The organism is Cylindrospermum stagnale PCC 7417 (genome assembly GCF_000317535.1).
Lineage (GTDB): Bacteria > Cyanobacteriota > Cyanobacteriia > Cyanobacteriales > Nostocaceae > Cylindrospermum > Cylindrospermum stagnale.
Genome location: NC_019757.1, coordinates 818761 through 839489, shown reverse-complemented (window position 1 = coordinate 839489; position 20729 = coordinate 818761). Strand labels below are relative to the sequence as shown.

The window sequence follows — 20729 nt, the reverse complement described above, 5'->3', positions numbered from 1 at the left end:
GGTATTGGGTGTCACGACATGGGAGTTGCTATACTCGCCCAAACGTGAACCGCGATATTTATCTTTCAGTGCATCCAGTAATATCGCTGCGAATTCTCAAAGGGTGATCTACCAAGAGCAAATTTTTTCATCCTTGAGATGTTTGAATGAAAACACTTCCAATTAGTAGATACCGATTTTTCCAGAAAATACAACCCCTATCTCTGTTAAAAAAAATAACTGGTAAGTCATTTACTGGTTGTTTACAAGTATTTAGCACTTCAGGTTCTTGGTCATTATACATAGATGAAGGTAAGCTGATTTACGCTTGTTTTTCAGAGAAAATGTTTGAGCCGCTTTACAGAAACTTACAGCGGTTGAGTCAGCAGGTTTCTACGCTTCCTAGAGGAATTCACGAACAGTTACGGGCAATATTTGAAACAGGGCTAGATAATAAAGCAATACCAAATCCAGATTATTTGGCTATTTGCTGGTTAGTCAATCAGAAATTTATTAGTTCCTTTCAAGCAGCGATACTAATTGAGCAATTGGCTCTAGAAGTTTTAGAATCATTTCTCAAATTAGAAGAAGGAAGTTATGAATTTCTGACCGATAGCTTTCTAGATGATCTGCCTAAGTTTTGTCATCTGAATTTGCGTTTATTAGTTGAACAGTGTCAAGGGGGTTCAAAAGTTTCTCCTGAGCAATATGCTCATCTTTGGCAGGAAAATCAACCTCTAGTTCAAACAAAAACTGAGGAACGATTACCAGAAATAAAAACTAATAAAGTAACTGAAAAGAGCTATCAGGGAATTTATTCACAACCTACAGACAAAAAAACCTACAAAATTTTAAGTATTGTTGATAGCCCTGTAGTATTAAATGCTATCGACAGTTATTTAGATGATCAAATATTTTCTGTTATTGGTGTCACTGATGCTTCAAAAGCCTTAATGGAAATTCTCCGCATCAAACCCGATTTAATTTTGCTAGATGTAGCAATGCCAAATTTAGATGGCTATGAAGTATGCTCTTTGTTGCGTAAGCATATATATTTTAAAAAGACACCTGTAATCATGGTGACAGGTAAAATCGGGTTGAGAGATAGAGCTAAAGCTAAAATGGTCAAAGCATCTGGCTATTTGCCTAAGTCTTTTACCCAAGGAGATTTACTCAAAATAATCTTTCAACACATCGTTTAATTACAAATGTAGGGGTAATTCATGAATTACCCCTACTGTAAATTAAGAGTTTTACGTTCGTAAGCATGAGTCCTCGAAATTGTATAACCACAACTTACTCATATTTAACTTATACAGCAATTCTATTTAGGTGGTGAAAACAAAATGATCTACTATATAAAGATTTTAGATTTGAAGGAGTGCAAATCGCCATAGTGAAGGCTGTAAAACAGCTAAAATATATATAATATGCTCCATCTAGTTTGATGAAATATAATAGCATTCATTATCTCCTCAAAAACAATCAGACTTGGGTAGCTGACAAGCTGGCTTTAGACCCGAATTACTTTGAAGATTTATCCAGGGGACAAACACCTCCCTTTCTCTACATCGGTTGTTCTGATAGTCGTCTGCCGTTAACAAATTTTACCCGCACTGAACCTGGAGAGTTATTTGTACATCGTAATATTGCTAATCAAGTTTCGCTGACGGATATTAACTTTTTAGCAGTTTTAGAATATGCAATTTTGCATCTACAGGTAGAACATATTATTGTTTGTGGTCACTATGATTGCGGCGGAATTAAGGCGGCTTTAGAAGGGAGGACAATCGGAATTATTGATAATTGGGTGAATCCGATTCGGGAACTTTATTTACAGAAACAAGATGAAATTGATGCTTTGCCAACGAGAGAACAACGTTTGAATCGCTTGGCAGAAATCAATGTTCTGACACAGGTAAAAAATCTTTACCAAACTTCTATCATGCGTCAGGTACTGCATGAGCAAAAAGCGCCGATGGTTCATGGCTGGGTGCTGGATATCCGCACTGGGTTGATCAAAGATTTGAATGTCTCAACTGTGGAATGGCATTTACACCCGTGCCCGTTGCTGCTGGAATTTAGACTAAAAACGAGCGTGATGTTCCCAAAATCTGCTTAGTAATCTTAGCCCTAATTAAGGCTGTAATGATTTGCCTCACCCGATGGGATGAAGTAATTTGATAATTGCCTGCACTAAATTATCCGGTTCAACAGGCTTGGAAATATGCATCTGAAATCCGGCAGCTAAGGCTTGTTGCTGGTTTATTTCTCCGGCATAAGCTGTGAGGGCGATCGCTTTAATGTTTCCTCCCAGTTCATCTGGCCACTTTCTAATTTGCCGAATTAAGAAATAGCCATCCATTTCTGGCATACCGATGTCACACAGTAGCAAATCAGGGACAGACTGATTCAAGCGGTCTAATGCCTGTGCTGCCGTTGCGGCTGTCGTCACTTGTGCGCCAGATTGTGTGAGGATGAATGCGGTCAACTCTCGGATATCTGCATCATCATCCACGACCAATATCTGAATGCCTGTTAAATGGGCCACACTTTCTAATTGGCTGTGATCAAAAGATAGTTCCTGCTCGATCAGTTTTAACGGTAGTTGGACGGTGAATGTTGTCCCTAAATTTTCTCCCTGACTGCTGGCTTGAACTGTTCCTCCATGCAGTTCAGTAAAATGGCGCGCGATCGCTAATCCTAATCCCAGTCCGCCGAATTTTCGGGTGGTGGTGCCATCTTCTTGCCGGAAGTATTCAAACACATGGGGCAAAAACTCTGAACTGATGCCAATTCCAGTGTCTTTGACTTGAATCTGAGCATAAATGCCAACCTGTGATAGTTGTACCTTGACTCGCCCTCCAGGTGGTGTGAACTTGACGGCATTGGAGACAAGATTCCAGATAACCTGTTGTAGGCGGTTCATATCACCTAAAACGGTTCCGGAAATTGGGTTGAGTGTGGTCTGAATTTGAATGCTCTTGGCGGATGCTGCCAGTCGTACCGTTTCTAAGGCTGCTTCAATCGTGGCAGCTAGTTTAACTGGAGCGACGTTTAACGTCATTTTTCCTTGTAGGATGCGAGAGACATCTAATAAGTCCTCAATCAATTGCGCTTGCAGCTTGGCATTGCGTTCGATTGTTTCTAAGGCTCGGTCGACTTTTGCGGCATCTAGCCGCTTACCTCTGAGCATTTGTGTCCAGCCGAGAATTGGATTGAGAGGCGATCGCAGTTCATGGGACAGTACGGCCAAAAATTCGTCTTTCACCCGGTTAGCAGATTCGGCTTTGGCGCGATCGCGTTGAGCTAACTGATACAACTGAGCATTGTCGATTGCTAAGGAAGCACGGCGAGCCAGTTCCTCGGCTAGTTGCAAATTGCTTCCGTCGTATAATCGCCCAGACTCGGCTGAAACAAAGGAAATAACTCCGAGAATTCGTGCTTGGGTTCGTAGTGGCACTGTCATTACAGATTTAAACCCAACCTGCCGCAAAATTTCTAAATGTTCTGGATCACGGGCTGCTTGTACGACCAACTCATCTGGAATATCCACCAACAAATCTGATTGCCCAGTTCGTAGTGTAAATGCAGCACCGCGAGCAGCATCCGGGTCTAGGGGATATTTATGTCTGATTTTGTCGGCCCATTCGAGTTTAGCAGGGTCGGCATGAGCAACAGTAATTTGCTCGATTGAGCCATCTTCTGCAACAATATGCACTGTACACCAATCTGCCAACTCAGGTACTGCCAGCTTTGCCACTCGCTCTAGGGTGGTTTGATAATCGAGAGAAGAGGCCAGGACTGCACTCGCTTCTGAAAGAAAGCGTTGGGCACGCTCTAACCGTACTTGGTCCGTCACATCTACGACATACACTAAAACGTCTTCTACCTGATGGTTTGAGTTTGTTGTTGGCAGATAGTGAACGTTGTAGTGACCCGGTTGGCGATCGTTACGTCCGGGAACGTTGACAGCAAGGCTAGGTGAGATAAAAGGATTGCCTGTAGTGTAGATTTCATCAAAGAGTTCGACTAATTTTGGATCAGATTGACCAAAAAGTTCGGGAATGGAATGCCCTAAGTGTTGTTCGCAGGTTAGTCCGTTGATTTCTGCTAGTGCTTGATTAATGGCAATAAATTGCTGCTGTGCATTTAACAGGGCAATTCCCACCGGAGAGGTTTCAAAAATGGTTGCTAGTTGACGCTGTGCTGCTTCTACTTGAGCACAGGCAATTCGTTCGCGTTCTAGCAATTGTTCCCGCTCTTGTTCAGCCTGCTTGCGTTCTGTGATGTTAATCACAAGGCCAATCATCCGCGTAGGCTGTCCCTCTAGATTGTAAGTAAATTGTCCTCTCGCTTCTGTCCAATGAATGGAGCCATCTGCCCAAACTGTTCGATATTCGTGGTGATACTCTGTTCTGTTGAGCATGGCTTGTTGAAGTGCTACTTCTGTTTTTGCTAAGTCTTCTGGATGAACGCTCTTGATCCAGAGTTCATAGCTTGGTTTGCAATCGTTTGGTTGAAGTCCGATTATGGCGAAGTGACCATCTGACCAGGTGATCGTATTCATCTGTATATCCCAGTCCCAAGTTCCCATCCGTCCGACCATCAACGCCAATTGCAGCCTAGCTCTGCTTTCTCGCGATTCCGCTTCTGCCCGCGATCGCTCCACGGCTAGCCAGGTTTTTTGGGCAATTCGCTCCATGACTGCGATGTCATCTTCTGTCCACTGCCTGGGAGCAACATGGTGCAGCACAAATAGCGCCACAAACCGTCCTTCTTTCACCAAGGGAACACACAGCAGAGACTTCGTCTCAATAGCGTCAAAGGTAGCTGCTCCAGAGCCGGCAGTCCGAGGATCGATATCGACATCATCCACAACGATTGTTTTGCCCTGCTTCAACTCAGCAATAATTTCCGAACCAAAGGAATCCATGTGATGTCTACCGATCACGCTCATTACACCATTGCAATAGTCGCGATCGACGATCACATATTCCTGGGTGGAATCAATTTCACCGTAGGTACAGCGAGTGACTTGGAAATGCTGCCCTGTGGCGCGAACCACCTGCCACATAATTTCCTTCGGGTCTTGAATGGCACGAATTAGATCATTCAATTCGATCAGGAATTGCTGAATTTCTTCTTTTTGCTGGAGGTTCTTGAGTAGTTGCTCAAGAGCCTGCTTGCGCTCGGTGACATTTTGGAAGACGACAACGGCTGCAACAATTTGATTCTGGTGATTAAGAATTGGTGCAGAATTTACATGGAGAAACATCTGGCTGCCATCACTTTGATGTAGTTCCATTTCTTCGTTAGAAACCACTTCACCCCTCAAGAGCGATCGCGCTAGCGGGTACTCATTAGGGGCATAGAGCTGTCCGTCGGAGCGAAAGGCGTCAAATGGAGTAATAGGCATATACTCCTCAAGCTCAAGCGACTGTTCATAGCCGTACCCCACAATCTGTTTAGCTTGCTCGTTGGCCAGAATCAGCTTACCAGAAGCGGCATCGGCAATCATCACCCCAGCAGGCATTTGTTGCAAAACCGCTTTAAATCGGGTGCGTTCAGTTTCCAGATCTTGCAGCAACCGCTCTCGCTCTGCCTCAGCCTGCTTGCGCTTTGTGATATCACGAAAATAAACCGCCACACCCTCGGCAGACGGATAGGCATTCACTTCTAACCAACACTGAACAGGCTCCCCAAATTCTTCCCAAGTGACCGGCACCTGTTCCGCTATTGCTCGATGGAATTCTTGGTAGGCCATCCCACCTACAAGTTCAGGAAACACCTCGTTCCAAACGTGTTTTCCAATCAGTTCCTCTGGTGTTTTGTGCAAAATTTCAACTGCTGCCTGATTCACATAGGTGTAGTACCAATTGCGATCAAAGGCAACAAAAGCATCGGTAATACTTTCAAGGATCACTGTCACCTGGCGTTCAATTTCTTGAGCCGCGATGAGTTGGGGATGCTGATCCTGGCTGATAACTCTGCCCAATTGTCGCCAAGAGTTTTCAGCATCCGCCCCATGAATATTGGAATCGAGATGTTGTTCATTTCCCAAGCTGCGGGCAATGTGTTCAATCACTTCAGAGCGAGAAATTCCTAGCTTTTGAGCTTGCTCCTCTAGTAGTCGCCATGCAGTAGCGGTAAGCGTGACACTAACCTGTTCTTTAGTCTCAGAATCCCAATTACTAACAAACTTACCTGTGCGATCGCGCTTCATGAGGCATTAATCCGTATATACACAGTCACTTTCATTCAAACTCAATTTTTACTTTATATAAATTACTCCTAAGGCAGAGAATTTTCGAGTTTCAGCCAAAATCTACCTCGCACTCATCTGAGTGCGAGTGACGAGATGAATATTGGGGTAATGACTTTCTTGACCTCTGACCAAGATTTTATCCTCAGTAAGCACTCCTTTACTGAGGGCAAAGGTAAAAAAAAGAGTTATTTACTAGTAACCAATAACCTAGACAAAGCTAGACAAATATAGAAAAATTTTGACTACCTCTTATTTTCTTTTCCCTTGCCTTTGATGAAATTACTATTAGCTTTTAACTCTATTCGCTTTTCTTCTAGCGATTAACAGGGCAACAGGAGAGTATGAAAGTCATTATCTAAGTTGAAGAAGGATTTTTTTGGCTATCGTGCTAAATTTTCATCCGTCTTTTGTATAATATTAACTAGAGTACAGTGTTGAATTCAGTCAATGCTTTTATCCATTAAAACAAAACTCAAACTGACTAAATCCCAAGAACTATTAATGTGTAAACACGCTGGGATAGCTAGGTTTACTTTTAACTGGGGAATAGCCACTTGGCAAGATTTGTACAAAGATGGATTAAAGCCCGACAAGTATCTTCTGAAAAAGTTCTTTAATAACTATGTTAAACCTGAATTCACCTGGATTAAAGAAAAAGGTATTTGTCAGAAAATCACTCAATATGCCTTTGATCACTTGGGTGAAGCCTTCAAGAGGTTTTTCCAAGGGCTAGCTAAATATCCTAGCTTCAAAAAAAAAGGGAAAAATGATAGTTTTACTATTGACAACAGTGGTAAACCAATTCCTGTAGGTGGTAAATCAATAAAATTACCTACTATTGGATGGGTAAAAACCTATGAGGGATTACCACATACTACCTGTAAAAGTCTCACTATTTCTAAAACTGCTGATAGTTGGTATATTGCTTTGAGTTATGAGCAAGAATCTAAACCAACCTTAAAACAGCACGATGTTGTTGGTGTAGACTTAGGAGTAAAACAATTAGCTACTTTAAGCACTGGAGTAGTTTTCCCTCAGACTAAACATTACCAACAAAATCTCTCCAAATTACAAAAATTGTCTCGCTCTCTTGCTAAGAAGTCTAAAGGTTCTAGCAATAGACTTAAAAGCAAAATAAAGTTAGCTAGACATCATGGAAGAATAGCCAACTTGAGAAAAGACACTCTCCACAAAATCACTACCTATTTATGCAAAAACCACGCCAAAATAGTAGTAGAAGATTTAAATGTTTTAGGGATGTTGAAAAATGAGAAATTAGCTCAAGTAATAGCTGACTGCGGATTTTATGAGTTTAAACGTCAGCTAGAATATAAAGCTAAAAAGTTTGGTTGTAAAATCTTTATTGCTGATAGATGGTATCCCTCTAGTAAAACCTGTTCTCATTGTGGACACAAGAAAGAGGAACTTTCTTTATCTCAAAGGACTTATCACTGTGAAAACTGTGGTTTTGAGATGGACAGGGATCTAAATGCAGCAATTAACTTATCGCGTCAGGCTGTGGCGTAAAAGCTTACTGAGGGATAACCGCTCCCATGCTCCCGTTGAAGTAAGAAGTAAATGTCTAGACTTGTCTAGGATTTATATAGCAGATAAATCCAAAAAACTAGCAGTCAAAGTTCCCGAAACGGTTGCCGGGGCTGTGTTTTTGGCGCGAATTATCAAACTGGACGACAGCCAGACAAAATACCGTGCAGATTAACCACTGGCCCGACTACTGCGATCGCCGGGGCGCTAAATTTAGTTTGCTCTACTTGCTCAACAATTGTCCCCAACTGGCCAATTAATTCTTCTTGTTCTGGCCTTGTACCCCAACGCACTAAACCAATGGGTGTGTCTAAACTCAACCCAGCTAAACTTAACTGTTCGACTATGTAGGGCAGATTGTGAATGCCCATATAAATTACTATTGTTTCGGCACCTTGGGCGATCGCATTCCAGTTTACTTTCGGTCGATATTTACCTGCCGACTCGTGACCAGTAACAAATGTCACTGAAGAACTATACAGTCGATGAGTTAAGGGAATACCTGCATAAGCAGCGGCGGCAATCCCCGATGTGATACCGGGCACAACTTCCACGGCAATTCCCGCTTCTACTAATTCTGCCATTTCTTCGCCACCGCGACCAAAGATAAACGGATCACCGCCTTTGAGTCGCACTACTATGGCATGATCTTGCACTTTCTCGATCAGCAGTTGGGTGGTTTCTTCCTGCAACAGTGAATGTCTCCCCATCCGCTTACCAGCATTAATTTGCTCTGCTTGGGGATTAATCATTGCCAAAATCGCCGGACTCACCAAGGCATCATAGACAACGACATCTGCACACCCCAACAAACCTTTGCCTTTGAGGGTGATCAATCCTGGATCTCCGGGCCCCGCACCTACCAAATAAACCTTACCCAAAAGCTTTTTCCCCTCCTTGTCTGTGGAGTTCATGTGTCTATTAAATTGCAAATCAGCAGAGCTAATTCTGGACTCGCTCCCAAAGGTTCCGTCAATTGGAAAGTCACCCCCGGAAATTGTAATTTTAGCTCTTCTACTGATTTAGCGATCGCATCGGTTATGCCACCAGCGAATAAAAAATATGACAAAATTGCAATTTGCCGAGAGCCAGCAGCTACCAACTCTTTCACTCGTGATTCTAAACTAGGAGGCACAGCCCAACAAGCTACCACTGCTCCCAGATTATCTGCCGTTGCTGACAATTGCTCTTGGGAACCAGGACGACGGCTGCCGTGAGCTAACAAAATCGCTGCCTCTGCTTTTATATTAGCCAATGGACGGGCCAGCAACTTCCCGAAACCGGGGTGAGTGCCTAAATAAGGTAGCAAGTCAATCATCATATCTTCACCAATAGCCTGTTGCGCCAGTGCTACTTCTGCGGGTATATCTGTCATCACGTGTACTCCCGGCAGCAGAAACAGCGGGACAATTTTTAGGCTACTGCACCCAGAGGCTAAAGCACTCTCGGCAAATTGTCTAATCTGTTCATGTAAAGGTTGAGCACTCAATTCCAAAGCAGCTATGCCAACCAGTTGTTTACTATCTGGTAATTTCTCACACACCAGCTTTGCCAGTTGCTGCATCGCCATTTCTGGGCGCGGATCACGACTTCCGTGAGATACCAATAGATATGCTGTAGATAACATAGAATCAATCACAATCAACCTTAACTTCATCTAAGTTATCAGATAATTTATCGGACAATATAGGAAACACCTCACCTGCTTGTATAGCTGGATTATTTACCTTGTTTATCTAGCTTTTCTGCGATCGCTTCCCGCACAAATTCAGGTGGATTATCTTGTTTCTTAAGTTCAGTTTCCATTGATTCGGTAATTCGTACCGTCAGCTTTGCTGTCAATGGTTCCTCTCTGTCAGTGGTGAATGGTTTGAGAGTTTCAGGATTACCTTTAGGGTTAGCCATATAAATATTATTAAGAAATATTAAAAAAATTGATTCACGTGTCGTCACGAGATTAAATAGATTAGAGGTTGTTTCCCGGTCAAGTTAGCAACCTCTAATCACCTTCTCAGGCAACTACTATTATATGCATACTCCTGAATCGCTACTAGTTCTTAGTTGTGAGCAATTACGAATGATTGCAAGTTTCGTGAATGCTGACATCACAGGCATCGAGTCAAACCAGACTGAGTTAGTTAACATAATACTGGATGCCCAATACCAGTTTTTACTAGAATTTTTCTCATGTAATCCTAAAGGACGCATAGCTCACGCTAAAAGCATCAGATATAGCGCCAATACGTTGAGAAGTGGATTAAACAACAGAGAAGTACACCTATTGCACTTACCAGCCAATGAGAAAATTGATAATCCAATCAATCAAACTATCTTAGATGAAACGAGAAAAGTTAATCGAGCAATTGCTCTGATTGAAAAAGCTGCGAGTCTGTTGGAAGATTGCCAGATTGCAAAAGCACAAGTGTTAACACTAGGGGAAGCAACACAGTTAATAACATCAAAACAAGCTAAAAGGATGTTGTTGACGAAATGCTAAAGCTGGCAAGAGAAGCGAGTGAGTTAATATCAGCCTCATACTAACAGGTTGCCAGTTTTGCCGCTAAAGCATTGATGTGTCGCCACAATTGAGTACCACCAGCCCAAAGGTGAGAGGGTAGGTGTCCTATCGGTGCTGACAAACTAAAAGATAATCTCTGGGCAGGACTCGTTGAGTTGGGGAGATTCCAGCCAATAGCAGCGCAGAACTGCCCATAATCATTGTTATAGCTTTCGTAGATTTTGGTTTGCACCGTGAAACCAAAACGCCCCCGGCTGTACTTCATCCACAACTCGTCAATTATCTGTAAATCCTCACAAGGAAACCTTTCAATATCGCCACTAAAAAAATAGCTACCAATTGGCTTGGATAAAGCCTGACACATTAACACCCAAGTCACTTCATCTGCTTGTTGCCATTTCCTCGCGGCGAGTAAGTCGCGCAACTTTTGATAATCAACGCCTACCTCAGAATTTAAGCTATTAATTAGCTTTTTTTTCACGAGTTGCGCTTCTAAGTTCATGGCTTGTAAAACTTCGGCAGCAGATTTGTAGCGTTGGGAGAGGGCATTGTGCAGCAATTTATCCAGAGTTTCCGCAAGTTTAGCGTCCAAAATCATACCACTAGGCAAATAATCTCGCCATGCCCAGCGATCGCTAGTCAGATCAAACAAATCAAACGGAGAAATGCCAGTTAGTAAGTAAATGCAAGTCACACCCAAACTATAGAGATCACTAGCTGGTAAGGCTTTGCCCCGCGTTTGTTCAGGAGCCATATATTCTGGGCTGCCTATTGTCGTACCCGTATGTAGGAATGCTGTAGCAGTGATTTGTTTAGCAATTCCAAAGTCAATCAAAACTAGATCCCCACCCGGCAACCTTCGCATGATATTTGCTGGCTTAATATCCCGGTGAATCACTTGTCGGGAATGGACAAATTGCAGCACGGTCAATAAATCTTTTAGCACGTGCCAAATTTGCGTGGCGCTAAATACTCCGTTTTGTTGCAATTCCTGGGCTAGTGTCTGTCCCGTAATTAATTCCTCCACCAAATACAACCGATTCTCTTGTTCAAAGTGCGCCAGCAGGTGGGGAATTTGGCGATGCCGCAACTCATCTAGGCGAACTGCTTCCTGGCGAAATAATGCCACTGCTTTACGAAAGCTTTCCCCATCTGCCTCTGGAAAACAAAGTTGTTTGATTACACACCTGGGTTTGGAGGGAAGGTGTTCATCCACAGCTAAAAACGTTCTGCCAAAGCCACCACGTCCAATGGGCTGAAGCGGGCGATAGCGGTCTTTGAGCAACAGTGGCTTACCACAACTGGTACAAAATCGAGCCGGATCGGGGTTGTGTGGGTAAAGACAGTCAAGGTTAGTACAGAAGCTCATCAAAAAGTGGGGAATTTCCAGAGATTTCTATATTTAAGTATTCCCAACTACTAGCACACTCTCCGCGCCTAGATTTACTGCTGTTCGGAGCTATAAGTATAAAAATTATCAAATGCTCCTACCGTCTCAAATTTGTAAGAAGGTACCCAAGAATTAAGTTTTAAATCTGTACGGTAAACACTAAAAATCATGTAATTTTGCCTAACCGTAGTTGCAGCAATGATTTCCCGGATTTGCGGGTTAGCTGTATCAACCAACTTATTGCAATTTACTTTGATTAAATTTTCTAACAGATTGGGCGTTTTTTTACAAACATCGGACTTTAAATATTTGGTCAACCCTTGTACCGCATACTCTTCATATTTAGGCTGATCGGGATTTGTCTTCGCCATTATCACCCCCAAGGTGGCGAGTCCTGCTGCTGCCACACATGTAATAATCGTTAAAACTTTCATATTTCCCAAATGTAATTCGCTGTAGTCGTTACACTCCAAGACTCTAGATTAACTGAGTCCGTTCCTTGCAAAAAAAAACTGGATCAATTTCCCAGAGGTATGCTATACTCAGGGAGTGAATGGCGAGCGTAGCCAAGTGGTTAAGGCAGTGGTTTGTGGTACCACCATTCGTGGGTTCAAGTCCCATCGTTCGCCCTGTATAAATAATAATTTATTCGCTTAGGCAGACAGAGCAGTGTTACTTCTCATAGAGATGAGCGGTTAAATCTAGGTGTTCTATTAGCTTAAATTATAAATATTAGGACTTACATTTATTTTTTGGTATTCCCTAAGCGCATCAAGACGTGACAGACAGTGATTTGATTTTGATTCAACTGTTTTTCTTGACATCTATCTAAAGAAACTAAAATTGTACTCCTTTCGTTAGTGCCAAAAATACTTAGACATCGATATTTTAGGTAAGGATGAACACGATTTGATATGCCTTCTGGAGGGCGGTTGCTCCTGGGAGAGATTTATTCGTGTTAATCCGCTTAGTCATAACCTAGCCTGGTGAGATGATCATGTCTGAGTTACTTCAAACAGTTCTAGATAGCGAAGAAAAGAACAATTTACGTTCATTACTTAGTGAATTACGCCAGCAAAAAAAGAAGTATCTGCTGCGTAACGACATACTTAATGTTTATAGCGAATATTACTCCAAGTCCCAAAATCCAGATAATTTTTACATTTCTTCTAACTTAGATAAACTAATTTACTATACTCAAGAGATTATTCTAGAGGACTCGAACTTCTATTTCATTATCCGCCCCAAGATTGCCAGTCAAGAAATTTATCGGTTGACAGCAGATTTGAGCCTTGAGGCGATGACGGTGCAGGAATTACTAGATTTACGCGATCGCTTCGTGAACAAATTTCATCCTTACGAAGGTGACTTGCTAGAACTCGATTTTGGCCCGTTTTATGACTATACCCCGCTAATGCGCGACCCGAAACAGATTGGCAAGGGTGTACAGTTTCTCAACCGTTACCTATCCAGCAAACTCTCACAAGATTCGCAGCAATGGCTAGAAAGCTTGTATCTTTTCTTGAATCTACACCAATACAATGGTGTCCAGTTGCTAATTAGCAATCGCATTCAATCACAGCAACAGCTTTCGCAGCAAGTTAAGGAAGCGATAGACCTTGTAAGCGATCTCCCCAATGATCAACCCTACGAAGAATTCCGATATGCTTTGCAAATGTTGGGTTTTGAACCAGGATGGGGTAACACAGCCGAACGTGTACGGGAAAGTCTGAACATTCTTGATGAATTAATCGACTCTCCCGACCCCCAGCTACTAGAAGCCTTCATTTCTCGTATCCCGATGATTTTTAAAATTGTCTTGGTGTCCCCCCACGGCTGGTTTGGACAAGAGGGAGTTTTGGGGCGTCCCGATACTGGTGGTCAGGTAGTTTATGTCCTAGACCAGGCAAAAAGTTTAGAAAAGCAGCTGCAAGAAGATGCCATGCTAGCTGGTTTGCAAGGACTAAATGTCCAGCCAAAGGTGATTATTCTCACTCGCCTAATTCCTCATAGTGATGGCACCCTTTGTAATCAGCGGCTAGAAAAAGTCCACGGTACCGAAAACGCTTGGATTTTGCGAGTGCCTTTGCGGGATTTCAATCTTCACATGACTCAAAACTGGATTTCTCGGTTTGAGTTTTGGCCTTATCTAGAAACTTACGCTATTGATGCAGAAAGAGAACTACGGGCAGAATTTAACGGTAGACCCGACTTAATTGTGGGTAACTATTCTGATGGCAACTTAGTGGCGTTTTTATTAGCGCGACGGATGAAAGTTACTCAGTGCAATATTGCCCATGCTTTGGAAAAATCTAAATACTTATTTAGTAACCTCTACTGGCAAGATTTGGATGATAAATATCATTTCTCCTTGCAATTCACTGCTGATTTGCTGGCGATGAATGCTGCTAATTTTATCATCAGCAGCACCTACCAAGAAATTGTGGGCACACCGGATAGTGTAGGTCAGTATGAATCTTATAAATGCTTCACCATGCCAGACTTATACCACGTAGTTGATGGAATTAAATTATTTAGTCCTAAGTTTAATGTAGTACCGCCTGGAGTGAATGAAAATTACTATTTTCCTTACTCACAAATTCAAGACCGAGTAGAAAGCGATCGCCAACGTCTTACAGAAAAGCTCTTCACCCTAGAAGATTCTAGTCAAATATTCGGTAAACTCGATGAACCCAGCAAACGCCCAATCTTCTCAATGGCACGTCTCGACCGGATTAAAAATCTCACTGGGTTAGCAGAATGCTTTGGGAAAAGCCTAGAATTGCAGGAGCATTGTAACTTAATTTTGGTGGCGGGTAAGTTGCGTGTGGAAGAATCAAATGATAACGAAGAACGGGACGAAATTGTTAAACTTTATCGCATCATTGAAAAGTATAATCTCTACGGCAAGATTCGCTGGTTGGGTGTGCGTCTATCTAAAAGTGATTCAGGCGAAATTTACAGAGTAATTGCTGACCACCGGGGAATTTTTGTGCAACCAGCTTTATTTGAAGCTTTTGGTTTGACAATATTAGAAGCGATGATTTGCGGACTACCAACTTTTGCTACACAATTTGGTGGCCCACAGGAAATTATTCAAGATCAGGTGAATGGCTTTTATATTAACCCAACAAATTTCGAGGAAACAGCGGCAAAAATTCTCAAATTTATCACAAAATGCAAACGTGATCCCAATTCTTGGGGTGTAATCTCCCAGGCAGCAATTAAAAGAGTTTACAGTGCATATACCTGGAAAATTCACACTACCAAACTGCTATCATTAGCGCGGATTTATGGATTTTGGAATTTTACCTCGAAGGAGAAGAGAGAAGATTTGTTACGTTATATTGAGGCTTTATTCTATTTAATTTATAAACCTAGGGCGCAACAACTATTAGAGCAACATAAGTATCGGTAGATCCCCTGATCCCTCCCTTCCCATTTGAAATGCTTGGATTGAGTCATCAAACCAAGTCTGCAAGTTTTAGTAATTTAATTTGGGCAAGGGAGTACTTAATAATCAACAATTAACCCACCGACTTAGATTGTCAACGCGCCCCAGGTTTTTTGACCAACTATTCCGTCTACTCCTAAATTTCGTTGATTTTGAAAAGCTTTGACAGCTATTTCGGTCAGTGGTCCGAAAACCCCATCAACTCGAATTCCATAGCCGTTAGACACTAACAACCGTTGCAAGACTCTAACGGAAATACCTGAAGTACCAAAACTTAAGATTGGCAAGGGTTGACTATTAAACTTTTGAGATCTTATGGCGATTTTTGTGTCGTCTTTGTCACTCCCTTGGAGATTTTGGGCATCCGCTAAGGTAGAAGATTCTGAAGATAGGTACTTGTTAATGATTTTCTGAAGTATTTTATTCTTCTTGATGGCGAGTGCTGATAGTCTAGTTTGGGAAGTTCCGTTTATTTGGATGAATTCAGGTGGTGTGATTTGAGCAGCAGGAACTGACTGAGATAACTGACTATTTGTGAACTTCTGCACACCATTTTCTTGCTGAAATGATCGCTGCTCTGACAAATATGGTTGTTTTGTATTTAACACGCCTGTCATTGGCAAGTCAATTTCAGTCATCGTAGTTCATTTTGCTAAAGCCACTATTTATTCTGACATTTAAAATTGAACTATTCCGGAATATTGTATACTGACAATTATCAAAAGAAACATGTAATAGTTTGGCTTGAGGGAAATTATCCCCTAGTCAAATCAGCATAATTTTCTCTGATTGTGGGCTATTTCTCTCTGTCATGCTGGCGTTGGTTGTAAAATACAACACTTAAATCAACTGTTGCAGTAAGAGCAAATTGTCTGAATTATTGACAATATTTTGGCTTAGAGATACTGAAATCAATAAATTACCAATTTACAAAAAGCGATCGCTCCGAGCTAAACTAACCTGAAGCGATGGCGCAGAGCGCTCGCCAAAGGCGAGCGGTCTGGCAATAATTACCCTAAAAATCGATTAAGGGACTGGAAAGAAATAGAAGGCAAAGCCCAAAACTGTATAGGTAGCTAAGAGCAAAGTACCTTCCAGCCAATTTGACCTACCATCGGAACTAATGCTGTTGGCAATCAATACCGACACAGCCACAGCAACTAATTCAAAGGGGTTGAAATCCAAGTCCATTGGTTGACCAATTATCCTCCCAGCAATAACTAAAACTGGAGCGACAAATAGGGCAATCTGCATACTTGAACCCACAGCCACAGAAACAGAAAGATCCATCTTATCTTTCATGGCTACGGTGACTGCTGTAGCGTGTTCAGCGGCGTTACCCACGATGGGAACTAAAATCACCCCTGTAAATAGTGCCGTTAAACCTAGTTGAGATGTGGCTACTTCCAACGCACCGACTAGTAATTCTGATTCAATAGCTACTAAGAGAGTGCAGACTAGCAGCACACCACTCCACAACAAAACGTTAGGTTTTTCATGGGGGAGACCCTCTGCTTCTATCTCTGCTACACCTATGTCATATAGATAGGCGTGGGTTTTCATCGAAAATAGCAGCGTCAGACCATAGACTAATATTAAGACTACGGCAACGGCAAGAGAGAGATTTTGCAGCGTTTTTGCGGGAATTCCTAGAGAAGAAAAGTTCATTGCTGTGGGCAACAGGATGGCAATTACGGCTAAATTCATAGAAGCAGCATTCACCCGCGCCACAATTGGCTGAAATGTCTGTTCTTTGTAGCGCAGTCCGCCCAAAAGCATGGAAAGACCCATCACTAATAATAAGTTACCGATAATTGATCCCGTGATACTGGCTTTGACTACATCCACTAAACCAGCATTCAGGGCCACTAGGGCAATGATTAGTTCTGTAGCGTTGCCAAAGGTGGCGTTCAATAATCCTCCTAAGGTGGGCCCAACTACGACAGCAATTTCTTCTGTAGCTGTACCCATCCAAGCTGCTAGGGGGAGAATTGCTAATCCTGCTGTGATGAAAACTATTAAGTCACCCCACTCCAGAAAGTGGGCTGCTAGGGAAACTGGTATAAACAGTAACAGAACGAACAAAATAATGTTTTTACCGGACATTTGTCATCTCGAATTGTGGGTAATCAGTTACAGGAAGCAGTCTTGAGTGCTGAGTCTTGAGTTTTGAATGGAGATTAAAGAATTGGTTTGATTTTTTTGAAGGAGAAACTCAGCACTACTAGGATAGTTTCTAAAAGCATAGATAAATATCTCAGCCTTTAAGAAAGCAGGTGTAACCCTTACTATGCCTAGCTATAAATGTCTATAAAATGAGCAAAGTTTTACAATAGTCTCAAGCGTCTGTGGAGCCACTGAGAATTTTTAAGACTCGTGAAGCGTCAAGCCCCCATGCTTCAGCCGGGGGAGTACGTCAAGCCAGTTGGGTGAGAGATGTGTAAAATATAATTGCGATTTACTGAGATGTTGCAATCTTTTGTTGCAAAACTATGAATTTTAGCCCGGATTTTACACCAAAAATGGGGTTTAATGGTTTGAAAGACCATTAAAATGAATAGCTCATTGGCGCTGCTAATCAGAAAAACCCCTACCTAAGTCTGTTGTTGAATTGCTGTTTACTTTGGTTCTTCGGGGAACGGGCTGTGCGATAACGCAGATTTCCCGCAAGACTAAGACTACATTTCGCGAAAATTTAGTTGTATCCCATAGTTGTATATACCGGAATTTAGGTTCTAGGGACTGTAAACAGGTACATTTACAATATTTTTGGCACAACTGCAAGTTTTTTTTGGATCAATACATATGACTTCAGCTGCTGAATTGCCAGTTAGCTCTGGCTCAAGATTCACATTACACCAAGATAATCAACCCACCCCTGATAGCGATCCCCTAAAAACAGCTACAGGTGTTTATGTAACGGTTCATGGTCATTTTTACCAGCCACCACGAGAAAACCCTTATCTAGACGCGATTGAACGCCAACCGAGTGCGGCACCTTTCCATGACTGGAATGAGCGCATTCACTGGGAATGCTATCGCCCAAATGCCTTTGCCAGGGTGCTAAATGACCGAGGCGAAGTTGTGGGGATCGTGAATAATTATGAGTACATGAGCTTTAATATTGGGCCAACGCTGATGTCGTGGTTGGAACGCCACGATGTGGAGGTGTATCAGCGGATTTTGGAGGCGGATGTGACGAGTTCGCAGCGTTTGCAAGGTCATGGAAATGCGATCGCGCAAGTATACAATCACATCATCATGCCTTTGGCTAACGAACGCGATAAATATACCCAAATTCGTTGGGGTCAAGAAGACTTCAAATCCCGGTTTGGACGTGATCCCGAAGGTATGTGGCTGGCAGAAACTGCTGTAGACTATGCCACTCTAGAAATTCTGGTAGCGGAAGGGATTCGCTTTGTGGTGCTGGCACCATCTCAAGCACAGCGTTGTCGTCTCCTACCCACGAAGAATGATCCCCATCCTGAATGGCATGAAGTTGGTGGTAATCAGATTGATCCCACCCGTCCCTATCGTTGTTATTTGAAGCCTAGCCTCAGTTGTCCATCTTCACCTTTGAATCCCAGCGTCACCAGCAACGGCAAAGCCTCAAAGCAGGAAAGTACAGAGGGATTACCTTATATTGATATTTTCTTCTACGATGGCCCGATATCCCGCGATATGGGTTTTAGCGATGTTGTTTATAATTCCAGTCACTTTGCCGGACGCATCGGTTCGGCAGTGCGTGGGGATCATCGTCCAGCACAATTAATTTCTGTGGCCACGGATGGCGAAACCTTTGGGCATCACAAAAAAGGTACCGAAAAAACTTTAGCTTATGCCTTTACTGGCGAGTTTCCTGATCACGGTTGGACTGTGACGAACTTTGCCCACTACCTCAGCTTAAATACTCCCACTTGGGAAGTTGAATTAAAACCAATCACAGCCTGGAGTTGCGCCCACGGCGTAGACAGATGGCAAGAGGATTGTGGCTGCGGTGGTGAAGGGGGCGTTTGGCATCAAAAATGGCGTCGTCCTTTGCGAAATGCGCTCAATTGGCTGCGGGATCAGCTCATAGCGGTGTATGAGGAGCAAGGTAAGCAGTTATTTAGTGATCCCTGGCAAGCAAGGGATGAATATATTCAGGTGTTGCGCGATCGCTCTCCTGCTAATGTTAGCCGTTTCCTCGGACGCCATCAAAACCACAAACTTACAGCCGCCGAACAGGTAGACGCCCTGCGGCTGTTGGAAATGCAGCGTCATGCTTTGCTGATGTACACCAGTTGCGGCTGGTTTTTTGAAGAAATTTCCCGCCCAGAAGGAACACAAATTTTGCGTTACGCCTCCCGTGCTTTAGAATTGGCGGGAGATGTGGCGGGTGTGCAGCTAGAAAAAGGCTTCCTGAAACGCCTGGGTTTAGCTCCTAGTAATGTGGAACACTTTAGACATGGGGGTGAAATTTATCGCCAACTGGTGCTAACTGCCCAAATTGGTTTTAAGCAAGTCGCTGCCCATTACGCGATTACTTCCCTATTTACAAATCACAAAAATTCCTCACCACAAGATGCGGCTAACACCAGCCCGCATGCTTGCCAAAATCGCGTTTATTGCTACAACGCCAATGAGTTAGATTACCAAATGCAACGCATGGGATCGTTGACTATGGTGGTAGGTCATTTAAAGCTGGTGTCAGAAATTACCTGGGAAAGTGAACATTTGGTGTTTGCTGTGCTTCATTTAGGGGGCTGGGATTTCCATTGCTGTATTCAACAATTTACCGGCAGGCGCGACTACAGCCAATTGAAAGAAAAGCTGTTTGGGGCGCTGAAACAAGCGAGTGCGGCTCAATGCATCTTGGTAATGACGCAGATTTTTGGGAATGAAACTTTTAGTTTGCAGAATCTGTTTGCGGAAGAACGCCACCGAATTATGCGGCTGTTAAGTCAGGAAACACTTTCACGCTTAGACCAACTCTATACCCAAGCGTATCGTGATAATTACGGTGTGATTATGGCGTTCCATCGGGATGAATTAGAGGTGCCGCAAGAATTGCAGGTAGCAGCAGAGATTGCTTTAGGCTATCGCTGTATGACAACATTGCGATCGCTAGAGCAAGATATCACCGAACCGCAATTAAGTTACAATCACATCGCCGAGCTAGAAGCGATCGCCACCGAAGCCAAACATCTGCGTTGTCGGCTGAATATCCCTGAAGGTAAGCAGATATTAGAACAGTTAATTGTGCGATCGCTTTGGAATTTGTTGCATGAAGCCAATGGTAGCTTTGATGCAGATATCCAAAGGTTAGAACGACTGATTGATGTAGGATATCAGCTAAATCTTGGCATTTCTCTACATCGATCCCAGGAACTATACTTCAGTCGTTTGCACAGTCAAATCTTACCTCTGTGTCTCACCACCTTAGCTAAAGAAGCAGATGCGACTCAATCTCGTCAATTGCTGAAGTTGGGACAAAAGTTAGCCGTTGATGTGAGCATGATTTTGAATAAGTTGTAATTGGAGTTTTGCCAATACAATCACCATTAGAAAGATTAACTCAGATCCCCCAAGTCTT

At 42.8% G+C, this 20729-nt stretch carries 15 protein-coding genes and 1 tRNA gene; 8 read left to right on the top strand and 8 right to left on the bottom strand.

From position 1 onward, the window contains the following. Window positions 1–146: 146 nt before the first annotated feature. Complete coding sequence (locus CYLST_RS03510) at window positions 147–1181, top strand: response regulator (RefSeq protein ID WP_015206323.1); 1035 nt, start codon at window positions 147–149, stop codon at window positions 1179–1181. Between the two features lie 245 nt (window positions 1182–1426). Next, window positions 1427–2101 (top strand): carbonic anhydrase, encoded by a 675-nt coding sequence (locus CYLST_RS03505; protein WP_015206322.1) that lies wholly within the window; start codon window positions 1427–1429, stop codon window positions 2099–2101. 36 nt (window positions 2102–2137) lie between these two features. On the opposite strand, the gene CYLST_RS03500 is transcribed toward CYLST_RS03505, so the two are convergent. Beyond that, window positions 2138–6205 carry a PAS domain S-box protein gene (locus tag CYLST_RS03500; RefSeq protein WP_015206321.1) on the bottom strand — a complete coding sequence of 1356 codons (4068 nt, stop codon included), beginning with the start codon at window positions 6203–6205 and terminating at the stop codon, window positions 2138–2140. Between the two features lie 489 nt (window positions 6206–6694). On the opposite strand from CYLST_RS03500, the gene CYLST_RS03495 reads away from it, so the two are divergent. After that, window positions 6695–7774 (top strand): RNA-guided endonuclease InsQ/TnpB family protein, encoded by a 1080-nt coding sequence (locus tag CYLST_RS03495; RefSeq protein ID WP_015206320.1) that lies wholly within the window; start codon window positions 6695–6697, stop codon window positions 7772–7774. Beyond that, window positions 7737–7967, top strand: a complete 231-nt coding sequence (locus CYLST_RS34140) for a hypothetical protein (protein WP_015206319.1) — start codon at window positions 7737–7739, stop codon at window positions 7965–7967. Before CYLST_RS03495 ends, CYLST_RS34140 begins: the two co-directional genes overlap by 38 nt. Here CYLST_RS34140 and cobA read toward each other — a convergent pair. From cobA to CYLST_RS03480, 3 genes are all read right to left on the bottom strand, one after another. Then, window positions 7927–8706, bottom strand: a complete 780-nt coding sequence (cobA, locus tag CYLST_RS03490; protein WP_015206318.1) for a uroporphyrinogen-III C-methyltransferase — start codon at window positions 8704–8706, stop codon at window positions 7927–7929. The two genes, CYLST_RS34140 and cobA, sit on opposite strands and share 41 nt — an antisense overlap. Next, complete coding sequence (locus tag CYLST_RS03485; protein ID WP_041233407.1) at window positions 8703–9419, bottom strand: sirohydrochlorin chelatase; 717 nt, start codon at window positions 9417–9419, stop codon at window positions 8703–8705. Before CYLST_RS03485 ends, cobA begins: the two co-directional genes overlap by 4 nt. Before the next feature lie 92 nt (window positions 9420–9511). Then, entirely contained in the window at window positions 9512–9697 is a 186-nt protein-coding gene (locus CYLST_RS03480; protein ID WP_015206316.1) for a hypothetical protein, read from the bottom strand. Window positions 9698–9869: 172 nt separating this feature from the next. Here CYLST_RS03480 and CYLST_RS03475 point away from each other — a divergent pair, with 172 nt between their 5' ends. After that, window positions 9870–10289: a hypothetical protein gene (locus CYLST_RS03475; protein WP_041232944.1), complete on the top strand. Its 420-nt coding sequence runs from the start codon at window positions 9870–9872 to the stop codon at window positions 10287–10289. A 40-nt stretch (window positions 10290–10329) separates the two neighbouring features. On the opposite strand, the gene CYLST_RS03470 is transcribed toward CYLST_RS03475, so the two are convergent. Further along, complete coding sequence (locus tag CYLST_RS03470; protein WP_015206314.1) at window positions 10330–11679, bottom strand: serine/threonine-protein kinase; 1350 nt, start codon at window positions 11677–11679, stop codon at window positions 10330–10332. A gap of 74 nt (window positions 11680–11753) precedes the next feature. Next, window positions 11754–12134 carry a DUF4359 domain-containing protein gene (locus tag CYLST_RS03465; protein ID WP_015206313.1) on the bottom strand — a complete coding sequence of 127 codons (381 nt, stop codon included), beginning with the start codon at window positions 12132–12134 and terminating at the stop codon, window positions 11754–11756. A gap of 122 nt (window positions 12135–12256) precedes the next feature. Here CYLST_RS03465 and CYLST_RS03460 point away from each other — a divergent pair. Beyond that, a tRNA-His gene (locus CYLST_RS03460) sits at window positions 12257–12329 on the top strand. Window positions 12330–12697: 368 nt separating this feature from the next. Continuing rightward, entirely contained in the window at window positions 12698–15118 is a 2421-nt protein-coding gene (locus CYLST_RS03455; RefSeq protein WP_015206312.1) for a sucrose synthase, read from the top strand. A gap of 122 nt (window positions 15119–15240) precedes the next feature. Here CYLST_RS03455 and CYLST_RS03450 read toward each other — a convergent pair whose 3' ends face one another. Both CYLST_RS03450 and cax read right to left on the bottom strand, forming a co-directional pair. Continuing rightward, window positions 15241–15792: a peptidoglycan-binding domain-containing protein gene (locus CYLST_RS03450; RefSeq protein ID WP_015206311.1), complete on the bottom strand. Its 552-nt coding sequence runs from the start codon at window positions 15790–15792 to the stop codon at window positions 15241–15243. A 388-nt stretch (window positions 15793–16180) separates the two neighbouring features. Then, window positions 16181–17260, bottom strand: coding sequence for a calcium/proton exchanger (gene cax, locus CYLST_RS03445; RefSeq protein ID WP_015206310.1), 1080 nt, complete (start codon window positions 17258–17260; stop codon window positions 16181–16183). Between the two features lie 699 nt (window positions 17261–17959). Between cax and CYLST_RS03440 the strand changes: the two genes are divergently transcribed. Continuing rightward, window positions 17960–20671 (top strand): DUF3536 domain-containing protein, encoded by a 2712-nt coding sequence (locus CYLST_RS03440; RefSeq protein ID WP_015206309.1) that lies wholly within the window; start codon window positions 17960–17962, stop codon window positions 20669–20671. Window positions 20672–20729: the final 58 nt, after the last annotated feature.

What these genes read in the sequence shown, in the direction of transcription:
- CYLST_RS03510 (WP_015206323.1), top strand. Translation starts at nt 147, where the DNA reads ATGAAAACACTTCCAATTAGTAGATACCGATTTTTCCAGAAAATACAA.
- CYLST_RS03505 (WP_015206322.1), top strand. Translation starts at nt 1,427, where the DNA reads ATGAAATATAATAGCATTCATTATCTCCTCAAAAACAATCAGACTTGG.
- CYLST_RS03500 (WP_015206321.1), bottom strand. Translation starts at nt 6,205, where the DNA reads ATGAAGCGCGATCGCACAGGTAAGTTTGTTAGTAATTGGGATTCTGAG.
- CYLST_RS03495 (WP_015206320.1), top strand. Translation starts at nt 6,695, where the DNA reads ATGCTTTTATCCATTAAAACAAAACTCAAACTGACTAAATCCCAAGAA.
- CYLST_RS34140 (WP_015206319.1), top strand. Translation starts at nt 7,737, where the DNA reads ATGCAGCAATTAACTTATCGCGTCAGGCTGTGGCGTAAAAGCTTACTG.
- cobA (WP_015206318.1), bottom strand. Translation starts at nt 8,706, where the DNA reads ATGAACTCCACAGACAAGGAGGGGAAAAAGCTTTTGGGTAAGGTTTAT.
- CYLST_RS03485 (WP_041233407.1), bottom strand. Translation starts at nt 9,419, where the DNA reads ATGTTATCTACAGCATATCTATTGGTATCTCACGGAAGTCGTGATCCG.
- CYLST_RS03480 (WP_015206316.1), bottom strand. Translation starts at nt 9,697, where the DNA reads ATGGCTAACCCTAAAGGTAATCCTGAAACTCTCAAACCATTCACCACT.
- CYLST_RS03475 (WP_041232944.1), top strand. Translation starts at nt 9,870, where the DNA reads ATGATTGCAAGTTTCGTGAATGCTGACATCACAGGCATCGAGTCAAAC.
- CYLST_RS03470 (WP_015206314.1), bottom strand. Translation starts at nt 11,679, where the DNA reads ATGAGCTTCTGTACTAACCTTGACTGTCTTTACCCACACAACCCCGAT.
- CYLST_RS03465 (WP_015206313.1), bottom strand. Translation starts at nt 12,134, where the DNA reads ATGAAAGTTTTAACGATTATTACATGTGTGGCAGCAGCAGGACTCGCC.
- CYLST_RS03455 (WP_015206312.1), top strand. Translation starts at nt 12,698, where the DNA reads ATGTCTGAGTTACTTCAAACAGTTCTAGATAGCGAAGAAAAGAACAAT.
- CYLST_RS03450 (WP_015206311.1), bottom strand. Translation starts at nt 15,792, where the DNA reads ATGACTGAAATTGACTTGCCAATGACAGGCGTGTTAAATACAAAACAA.
- cax (WP_015206310.1), bottom strand. Translation starts at nt 17,260, where the DNA reads ATGTCCGGTAAAAACATTATTTTGTTCGTTCTGTTACTGTTTATACCA.
- CYLST_RS03440 (WP_015206309.1), top strand. Translation starts at nt 17,960, where the DNA reads ATGACTTCAGCTGCTGAATTGCCAGTTAGCTCTGGCTCAAGATTCACA.